Origin of the sequence: Streptomyces sp. NPDC059009 (assembly GCF_042740175.1) — a bacterium.
Classification (GTDB): Bacteria; Actinomycetota; Actinomycetes; order Streptomycetales; family Streptomycetaceae; genus Streptomyces.
In genome coordinates this window covers 25,621-34,365 of record NZ_JBHYJB010000071.1, presented here as the reverse complement: position 1 = coordinate 34,365, position 8,745 = coordinate 25,621, and the positions used below count along the sequence as shown (strand labels likewise).

Below are 8,745 nucleotides of genomic sequence, written 5' to 3'. Positions count from 1 at the left end.
TGCCCGGCGAGCACCCCGTCCGCGTGGGGGTACGGGTAGCGGTCGGTCTCGGCATACCGGCCCGTGCATGCCGCCTTCGCGGGCTTGGGGTCCTTCTTCTGCGTGACCTTCTTGGAGGCCCCCGACTTGACGCCGCGTCCGCTCCGCGCGCGCGGGATCACCTGCCACTGCGTCTTGCGGTCCTCGGGCATCGGGTCGTCGTAGAGGTCGGACAGCTCCAGACCGACGGCGGCGACGACATCCCTGATGTCACACCCGGCATGGCAGTAGACGACCGTCTTCCGGTCGCCTGGCTTGTAGTCGACGGCCAGCGATGGCTCCACATCGTCGTGGTGTGGGCATGTCGCCTTGACCTTGTGCTGTCGCTGCGTCGCGATCCGTGATCCCGAGGCGGTCAGTGCGGAAACAAATCGGTCGTAAGACCCGGCACTCTCGGCGTATTGAGCCGACATTGCTACCCTTCAAAGCGTTGGGCAGACGCGCACCCGGCGGTTGGTAGCCGCCGAACACATGCCTTTCGTAGAGGTTGGGCGGACGACCTGCTTGGTAAAAGGGCAGATCGTCAACGGTGTGCGGTCAGCTGGATGCGAGGTCTCCGGGTGGTGCCGGGGGCCTCGCATCACTTTGTGCGGGCCCACTCGGATCACGGCTGTCCGCGATGAGTTCACGGGCTCATGCGACAGACAGCTCCTCACCCGTCTGCGTTGCCTTCCGGCCACGGCGGCGGCGCCAGATACGTCCGGAATCGCGAGACTCAAGCTTTTCCCGGCGAATTCTGCCGATTTCGTCGGTCACCCGCTGCGCAAAGTCCGGGTCTGCGTTGTGCAGTCGCAGCATCGCGCGCATAAGGTCGGTGGTCGAGGCGGCATTGAGAACCCGCGCGTCATCGAGGAACTCGTACTCGCGGGGAGGCAGGTCAGCGGTCACGCGCGACTTGTCACGCGGCGTACCGGATTGCTGCTCCTCGGCCTGGTCCTGCTCACTCATCTCACGACCCCCAAATTTTTACTGATGTGAGCCTGAAGGCTAGCGTTACGGGGACGATCATAGAGACTCTTAAGGCGCGTGTCGTCACCCAGGTTTGAAATGGCGTCACCATTCTCACCAGGCCACGGATGTCCCGGAAGCCCCACAGGCGGACCTCCCGCAGGACGGGAGGCATGGTGTGAAATGAGATCGCAGCCGTACCGCACCACGGAACCGCTGCAGCAGACCGTCAACTGAGCCTTGGGGGCGCCGAGATGAGTACGCCGCTGGTGACGATCGCGCTGGCCTCGGACGGCCGGAGCTGGGTCGACGGCACGGAAGTCCAAGCAACCGAGGGCGGGCTCGACCAAGCGCGCGCGGCCGCCATGGGCCACGTCGCCCAGATCGCCCGTCAACGGCGCGGACCCGTGCGAGTCGAGGCGACCGACCCCGACGGCGCCGTCTGGCGCGTCGTGGTCGACCCCGAGCGCGGCATCCTCGAACCCGGCGAGGCCCGCGAGTTGCCGGACGACCCTGACGCCAACGCCGTCGCGGCCGCGTACGCGCAGGGCGTGGCCGCCGTAAACCAGGCCCTGGCCGACGGCCTCGAACTGGTCGCGACGAGGCGGGCCTGCGAACTCGAAGCAGAGGCCATCGCGCAGCACGGCAGTGACCATCCGTACGTGTGGCGCACGCGGGAACTGCGCGCCCACACCGCCTACCGGGTCGGCATGGCAGGCATGGCGTGCGAGCTCTACCTCGAAGCCGCCCGCGGCTGGCGGGAGTTGGGCAGCGACGCGTACTGGGGCGCGATCCAGCGCGCCTACGCGATGTGGCACCACACGCAGGATGAGGAAGGGCGCACCGTGTGGCTCGGCGAGCAGCTCGTCGACGAACTCCGCCTCGGAGCCAGCCGCGCGGGCGGAGGGAAGTCCGCCGGCACTCTCCGGGCCGTCCTGCGGCGCATCGACGAGCTGCGGATGGAAGGCTTCGTCATCTGACGGCCGACGGCGAACGCAAAGTACGCCCCGGCTCCTGGTCGTGTTGTTGGGCAGACGCGGAGCCGGGGCGTACGCGTACGCGCCCGAGGCTTGCCTCCGGCGGCAGCGGTTGGTGGACCGCTGGAGGAGAGACCCCCGGCTCGGTCGTGTTGTTGGGCAGACGCGGAGCCGGGGGTCGCCCGGTGGAGCGGCGGGGGTCGGTCGCGGATGCGGTGAAGGGGCGGACCGACCCCCGCTCAACAAGCTCCCGATGTCCCGGCACGGGGGTCCGGTCCTGATCGAGAGCCGCACGAACCCGCCTTCTAGGTAGGCGGGTTGGTCATGACGGAAGTGGTCGCAGTGCGGGCGCGGAAGCGGGAGCGGGCGCATTCGTCGGCGCGATTGATGCTGCGGCGCGCTCTGCCGAGTGAGCGGTACATGCGGTCGAGCAACTCATCAGCTTCCGATAACTGGGCGAGTTGATCGGTCTCGGTCGGCTGCCACCTGCCATCCGGGGCGCAGGCGGTGAGAAGGGTGACCAGCTCACTGGTCGTCGCGTCTACGGCCTCTCGGATCTGGCTGAGTTCATCGGCGGTGTAGTCGGCAGCACTCAGGTGGTTCGGCCGTGTCATGACTCTCTTCCCTCTCTGACAGATTCCTGGTGCTGGGCCTTTCCCACCAGCAAGCGATCCGCTGTGGCACCGGTAGCTAGGTACTCGTTGATCTCGGTGCGCTCGGTTGTCGGGGACAGAGGGTCGAGGCCGACCACGATCGCGACCGGACCCCCGCCGCGGACAAAGTCGCCCCACTCGGTATTGCGGATCGATACGCAGAACGTGAGGCGTGATTCAGCGAGGCTGAGCATGATGCAGTCCCGAGCGATGGACAGCCGGTTGCTCACGTCTGGCATAAGAGAACTGGGAGGGGCGAGGCCGAGCTCAGAGGCGAGGCCCCGCATGCTCGCTTCGATGCATGAGCCCACATCAGCGGTGTCTGCCTTCGGTGGGTGAGTCACGAGAAGAAAGGCGACGTGGCCGTTCGGTGTGGCATCGACCCACTGTGCAACTGACAGTGATGCGAGCAGGGAGGGGGTGGGGTTGGTGCGACGGGCCTCGGGAGTAGTCAGCATTGGACGGCCTCCTTGGCTGTGGTTGGCCGGAAGTGGAACTCGGCCCAAACGATCTTTCCGCCGGTCTGTGGCTCTACTCCCCATCGGTCTGACACCAGGTCGACGAGCAGCAGCCCGCGCCCCTGTTCGGAGAGCGGGCTATGGGGTGTGGCATCCGGTGGTGGGGCTTCTTCTGAGTCGTGGACCTCGATACGGACGTGGCGCCCCGTTGATCTGTGCTCGACGCAGACGAGGAACTCGCCGCCTGAGGGGCAGCCGTGGGCCAGCGCGTTCGTTGCTAACTCGGAACAGCACAGCACGAGTTCGTCCGAACGATCCGTGACTCCCCAACGACCAAGAACCCTGGTGACGAAGTCGCGGGCGAGCTTTGCAGACGCCCTCTCGGCCGGGAAGGACATGGATGCCCGCGGCTCAACAGCAAAGGGGAGGGAGGGGACCTGGGCGACGGGCGCAGCGTCGCTAGCAGCATTGTTCAGCATGGCCTTCCGCCTCCTCCCGATCAAGGTCTTTCCAGTGACCAGACAACTGCCAACTGCTGCCCGGCGGTACCTTGGTAGGGGGTGTTAGAGGGTGTTGAATCCCCGTCCTGCGCGGAAGGGCAAGGTCCTGAACGTGAAGAAGACGCCGAACAAGCGCCTGGCGCACTGGGTGTCGAGGTCCGGACTGAGCAACACGGAACTTGCCCGGCGAGTCTGTGTCGCAGCTCAGAGGTGCGGAGAGCCGCACATCGCCTCCGACGCTTCCAGCGTCCGGAGGTGGCTGCAAGGTGACATTCCGCGAGCCCCGTTGCCGCAGATCCTCGCGAACATCTTGTCGACTGAAGTCGGCTACCGGGTTACCACGTACGACTTGGGCTTCGGGGACAGCCCGATCCTCGACAACTCGCTGATCTACAACGCCTCGTACGAGCTTACGGTGGAGACCGTTGCCGACTTGGGGAGAGCCGACGTGGACCGAAGAGCGTTCCTAGCTGCAGCACCATTCACTGCTGTCGCAGCAGTTGGACCAGCGCGTGACTGGCTGCTCGACACCTTGGACCAGGAGCCGGAACCAGGCCCGCGAGTCCGTCTTGAAGATGTCAGTGCGGTGCGGAACATGTTCGGCACCTTTCAGGAGATGGACGTCCTCCAGGGCGGAGGAACCGGCCACCGCACGCTTGCCCGATACATGAACGTGCACATCTACCCGCTGCTGGGTCGAACACATCCCGACAGCAACGACCCGGTGCGCCGTGCGCTCTGTGAAGCGGCGGCGGAGCAGACGTACTTGCTCGGATGGATGGCGTACGACGACGGAGAGCACTCGACTGCCCAGCGCTACCTCATCCAATCGCTCCGGATGGCCAACGAGTCCCGGAACGCAGCTTTGGGTGCGCATGTCCTCGCCGGCATGGCAGATCAGGCCACACTGCTTGGTGAACCTGCTGAGGGGCGGCGCTTGGCTCAATCGGGACGGGCTGGGCTCGCAAAGGCTGATTCGCCTGCATGCCTGGCAGACCTCTGGTGCCTCGAAGCGCGGGCACTGGCCAAACTTGGAGACAAGCGCGCCGCAGCGCAGGCCGTAGCCAAGTCACAGGCAGCCTTCGAGCGTGTACGACCGGAGCAAGAGCAGGAGTGGGCGGAGTTCATCGACGGTGCGTACCTCAATGGTGAGTACGCCAATGTCTTCCGTGACATCGGAGATGCTGCCGAGGCTGAGAAGCATGCGCGGGAGTCCATCGCGCACGCGCGCCGTCAGAAGAGGGCACGCCGAGGGGCCATGTCCCAGGCCGTGCTCTCCGTCTCGCACCTGCAACGTGGTGACCTTGAAGCCGCGCACGCCGCTGGCCTGCGCACGCTTTCCCTGTCTCGGCAGGTCAAGAGCTCCCGTTGCATCGAAGCGGTTCAAGACCTTCAGAAGCGGATGACGCCTTTTGGTGATCATCGACTGGTGGTCGACTTCAACGAGCGGGCCAAGGAGCTCGTGACAGCAGCGTGAGTTTGGATCACCGGAACAATAAGGGCCCTGCCATTGGCAGGGCCCTTGCGCATAGATCATCTACGGCACGGTGGCGGGCGACGTCTCCGTGGCGGCGTCAGGGCTTCTTGGACACTTCACAGAACTCTGATTTCTACCGGCGGTAGAATCGGGGTATGTCGAAGCCGACCAGTATCAAGACCACGGAGAAAGTCCGCGACCGGCTGCGTCAGCTTGCCGAGGAGCGTGGCACCACCATCACGGCGCTCCTGGAGGAGCTCGCCGAGGCGGAGCTGACCGAGGAGGAGAAGGAGCAGCGGGCCCAGGAGGCGGCCGCCGAGCTCGGCGTCGAGTACACCGACGAGGTGCGCGCGGCCGGGCAGAGTGCATGGGCGAAGATCTCCGCTCACGGCAAGGGGGCGGCCGCGTGACGACCGCGGTACTCGATCACACCTGTCTGACTGCGCTGCATGGTGCCGACAGCTTCTTCATCGGCCTGTACATCGAGGCGTCGCGTGGCGGCGGGAGCATCGTGATTCCCGCCCTGTCGGCGGTGGTCGCCGAGCAGGCGAAGCAGGGGGTGGGCTCGCATGCGCTCGCCCTGCGCCACACGTCCGTAGCGGACTTCACCGGCGTGCATGCGCAGGATGCAGGGAAGTGGGCGCGTGCGGACTGGCGGATCCTGCACCCTGCTGCACTCGCCGTCGCTGCGCAACGGGCGGGGGCGGACTGGACGTTGTTGTCCCTGGACCCCGCTCTGTACGAGGGCACGGGCGTGGTGCCGCTCAATCCGCTGGGCGACTAGGCGTCGAGCTGGACAGCCAGTCCCCTCCCGACCAAGATCATTCTTGCCCAATTGTCCAAGAACGATCTTGGTCGGGGGTCGTCGTGAGAGGCGCCGACGGGCACGCGAGAGTGTCGACTGTGGGTGCGCCGCCCCGAGTTGCAGGGCGGTCTGACTATCGTCCCTCCCATGACAGAAACCTCTACCGGGCCCCTCATCGGTGCCCAGCCACGTGGGTCGTCACCCATCAGCCCGGGTGACGAGACCCGCATCATTGCGATGTGCAACCAAAAGGGCGGAGTCGGCAAGACGACGACGACCATCAACCTGGGCGGTGCGCTCGCCGAGTATGGGCGTCGCGTTCTCATTGTCGACGGGGACCCGCAGTGCAATGCCACGGGCGGTTTCCGGGTGAAGCCTCCGGGCCCCACCGACCTCACACAGTCAAAGGTCGTCCTGGACGCGCTCGATCCGCACCCCCTCATCCGGGAGACGAAGGTCGACAACCTGTACCTGCTCCCCGCGAGCCTTGACATGGCCGGTCTGTCCACCGATCTGCGGGACACCGGAACGGGCCTGACGCTCTATCGCACCATGCTCAACAAGCTCCGCGGCGAGTTCGACGACATCCTCGTTGACCAGCGCCCCGCCCTTGATCTGGACACTGATTCGCAGCTGGTGGGCTGCGATGCGGCCATCATCCTCACGGACGTCGACGAGTGGTCGATGGAGGGCCTCAAGAAGCAGGTCGCCCAGCACAAGAAGGCCATGGCCCGCGCGGAGCGCGACGACTTCGACGTCCTCGGTCTTGTCATCGGCCGAGTCACCAAGCCGATGGGGCGCTTCGATGCCGCGGTCTACAAGCTGCTGCAGAGCCACCCCACCATCCGCAACCTGGGCGAGGTGCCCGTGCGGGCCGCCGACATCAAGGAGGCCCGCAACAAGGGGCTTCCCGTATGCCAGTTCCGCCCGCGCACGGACACCGCAGGGTTCTTCCGCACGATCGCAGTCAACGCTGGGTTGGTGAAGGCGGCGTGAGCGACGACCACGACTTCGATCTGGGCTGGGGCAACCCCGAGGATTCTGAAGCCACCGCGGACACCCTCACAGCCGTCGACACCAGCCGCGACCAGCAGCGCCAGAAGGCACAGGCAGCCGTGATTGCCGAGCAGGTCAAGGCTGCAGTAGAGGCGGCTCGACCCGGCCTCGACAAGATCCCCGACCCCGTCGAGCCTGCCGGAGACGGCGACCTCACACCCGACGAGGAACAGCGGCTCGCCGACTGCGACGCCGGTATCGACCTGGGCAACAAGGCGTGGTTCATCCAGGGCAAGAGCCTGGACACAATCGCCCTTGGCCGCCTGTTTCGCCGAACTCGCCACAAGTTGGAGCCCGAGCGCTACTACGCCACGATCGAAGAGTGGGCTGAGGTCGAGAAGGGGATCTCCAATTCCCAGTGCAGCAAGCTCCGCGCTGCCTGGGACATCGGCGAAGTCCTCGCCGCTCGCGGCTACAACGCCAACCCCGGCCAGGTGCGCGAACTTGTGCCGGTACGGAACGCGCACAGCCTCAGTGCTGCCGTGGGCCTGTACGTGTACGTCGCCGAGGCGGCCGGGGCCGACAAGGTCACGGCCACGCGGTTGAGGGACGTCGTGAAGATGCTGCCGGGCAACCTGGCACTGCAGGATGACGAGGACCCCGAGGCCATCGCGAGGACCATCAAGGGAGTGCTGGTCGGTGCCGAGCCGCCGGCCCCGAAGCCGAGCACGGTACTTCCTGACCGGGTGAAACGGGGAGTCGACCGTCGGGCCGTCGACCTCGCCGACCAGCTCAACCGGGGCCGTATCCCGCGCCAGGAGGTCCTCATCCACCTCTTTGAGGCATTCGCTGATCCGTCGGACACCCGCGTCTACGACGCGGTCTTCGAGCGGATGAAGGACACCAGCGCGAAGTAGCGGCGCAGAGCACGGATGCCCGGCCATGGGAGGTGGCCGGGCATCCGTCGCTTCGGTGGAACTGGCCTGCAGCATACGGCAGTTGCCCGACCGCCTCGCGTTCCTACGGGCTCGAACAACGCGGCTCGATCGGGCGGTGGATCGGCATGGTCGTGCCTGTGGCTGGCATGCTCCGTTGGGCAAACATGATCACTATCTCTGGTGTGCGGTTGCGGGTGGGTGTGTCTGTGGTGGCCGGGGTGCTGTTGGCGGGCGGCTCGGCGGCGGGAGCGGAGAGCGCGGCAGCTGCTGCACGGCCACGCGGGTGCAACCTGACGGAGGCGGTGGAGGACGGGGTGCACGTCACGGCACGCTCTGGGATTCACCTGCGGACGGGGCGAGGGCCTCAATACGCCTCACTGGGCCTGTTGAAGAAGAACACCGACTTCTACGCGGAGTGCTGGGGTGAGCGGCGCGGCGGCGACCTGTGGGCATACGGAAAGGTCGTGTCCGGCAGGCATGAGGGGCGCCGCGGCTGGATCGCTGCCGACTACGTGCGGGCGGGCTACGCCCACGGCGACTAGTACCCGCTGAGGCCGACAGGGGGCCATCAGGTTGCGTCTACTCGGTCCACAGGAGGTACAGGGCGACGGGCACGGCGTCTGGGTCGGCTCCGGTCAGCAGCCACCGGTGGTACTCGTAGGCCGAGGTCAGGTTGAGGACGATGTCGCCCTCGGCGTTCTGGTACGGCTCGCTGATGGCCCGCAGGTCCCAGGCGAACCCAAGGGGGTTGACCTGAATGATCCTCCTGCCGTGCAGGTGGGTCACGCTCCGGGCCGGCATCGGGGCACGCACCCCGGGCAGGTCCGGGCGCGGGGCAAGGCGGCGCAGCACGGAGTTCGGGTCGGCCTGGGGTGGGGAGGCGGCCGTCGGGTGCTCGGGGTCGTACTCAAGACGGTGCTCAAGGAAGAGCCGGTCGAGGGGGACGCGGCGCGC

13 protein-coding genes are annotated in these 8,745 nt (G+C 66.5%); 7 read left to right on the top strand and 6 right to left on the bottom strand.

Annotation, left to right across the window (positions count from 1 at the left end; all coding sequences use genetic code 11):
- Together ACFWYM_RS43060 and ACFWYM_RS43055 are read right to left on the bottom strand one after the other, a co-directional pair.
- Positions 1-323 (bottom strand): hypothetical protein (locus tag ACFWYM_RS43060; RefSeq protein ID WP_384850701.1); only part of this gene is annotated, 323 nt, incomplete at its 3' end.
- A gap of 349 nt (positions 324-672) precedes the next feature.
- Complete coding sequence (locus tag ACFWYM_RS43055; protein ID WP_384850698.1) at positions 673-987, bottom strand: hypothetical protein; 315 nt, start codon at positions 985-987, stop codon at positions 673-675.
- Positions 988-1,241: 254 nt separating this feature from the next.
- On the opposite strand from ACFWYM_RS43055, the gene ACFWYM_RS43050 reads away from it, so the two are divergent.
- On the top strand, positions 1,242-1,967 hold the full coding sequence (locus ACFWYM_RS43050; RefSeq protein WP_384850695.1) for a hypothetical protein: 726 nt from the start codon (positions 1,242-1,244) through the stop codon (positions 1,965-1,967).
- 302 nt (positions 1,968-2,269) lie between these two features.
- Here ACFWYM_RS43050 and ACFWYM_RS43045 read toward each other — a convergent pair whose 3' ends face one another.
- Genes ACFWYM_RS43045 through ACFWYM_RS43035 form a run of 3 tightly spaced genes read right to left on the bottom strand, consistent with a single transcriptional unit; the run spans position 2,270 to position 3,473 of the window.
- Positions 2,270-2,578, bottom strand: a complete 309-nt coding sequence (locus tag ACFWYM_RS43045; protein ID WP_384850691.1) for a hypothetical protein — start codon at positions 2,576-2,578, stop codon at positions 2,270-2,272.
- The gene (locus ACFWYM_RS43040) at positions 2,575-3,075 is read right to left on the bottom strand and encodes a hypothetical protein (protein ID WP_384850688.1); all 501 of its coding nucleotides are present in this window, start codon (positions 3,073-3,075) and stop codon (positions 2,575-2,577) included. The genes ACFWYM_RS43045 and ACFWYM_RS43040 overlap by 4 nt, the downstream gene beginning before the upstream one ends.
- Positions 3,069-3,473 carry an ATP-binding protein gene (locus tag ACFWYM_RS43035; protein WP_384850704.1) on the bottom strand — a complete coding sequence of 135 codons (405 nt, stop codon included), beginning with the start codon at positions 3,471-3,473 and terminating at the stop codon, positions 3,069-3,071. The genes ACFWYM_RS43040 and ACFWYM_RS43035 overlap by 7 nt, the downstream gene beginning before the upstream one ends.
- A 214-nt stretch (positions 3,474-3,687) precedes the next feature.
- Here ACFWYM_RS43035 and ACFWYM_RS43030 point away from each other — a divergent pair, with 214 nt between their 5' ends.
- From ACFWYM_RS43030 to ACFWYM_RS43005, 6 genes are all read left to right on the top strand, one after another.
- Entirely contained in the window at positions 3,688-5,052 is a 1,365-nt protein-coding gene (locus tag ACFWYM_RS43030) for a transcriptional regulator (protein ID WP_384850685.1), read from the top strand.
- A gap of 155 nt (positions 5,053-5,207) precedes the next feature.
- Positions 5,208-5,462, top strand: a complete 255-nt coding sequence (locus ACFWYM_RS43025; protein ID WP_384850682.1) for a hypothetical protein — start codon at positions 5,208-5,210, stop codon at positions 5,460-5,462.
- On the top strand, positions 5,459-5,836 hold the full coding sequence (locus ACFWYM_RS43020; protein WP_384850679.1) for a hypothetical protein: 378 nt from the start codon (positions 5,459-5,461) through the stop codon (positions 5,834-5,836). Before ACFWYM_RS43025 ends, ACFWYM_RS43020 begins: the two co-directional genes overlap by 4 nt.
- Positions 5,837-6,004: 168 nt before the next feature.
- On the top strand, positions 6,005-6,853 hold the full coding sequence (locus ACFWYM_RS43015; RefSeq protein WP_384850677.1) for a ParA family protein: 849 nt from the start codon (positions 6,005-6,007) through the stop codon (positions 6,851-6,853).
- On the top strand, positions 6,850-7,770 hold the full coding sequence (locus ACFWYM_RS43010) for a hypothetical protein (protein ID WP_384850674.1): 921 nt from the start codon (positions 6,850-6,852) through the stop codon (positions 7,768-7,770). The genes ACFWYM_RS43015 and ACFWYM_RS43010 overlap by 4 nt, the downstream gene beginning before the upstream one ends.
- Before the next feature lie 407 nt (positions 7,771-8,177).
- Positions 8,178-8,333: a hypothetical protein gene (locus ACFWYM_RS43005; RefSeq protein ID WP_384850671.1), complete on the top strand. Its 156-nt coding sequence runs from the start codon at positions 8,178-8,180 to the stop codon at positions 8,331-8,333.
- 37 nt (positions 8,334-8,370) lie between these two features.
- Here ACFWYM_RS43005 and ACFWYM_RS43000 read toward each other — a convergent pair.
- On the bottom strand, positions 8,371-8,745 hold a 375-nt coding region (locus ACFWYM_RS43000), incomplete at its 5' end, for a hypothetical protein (protein WP_384850669.1).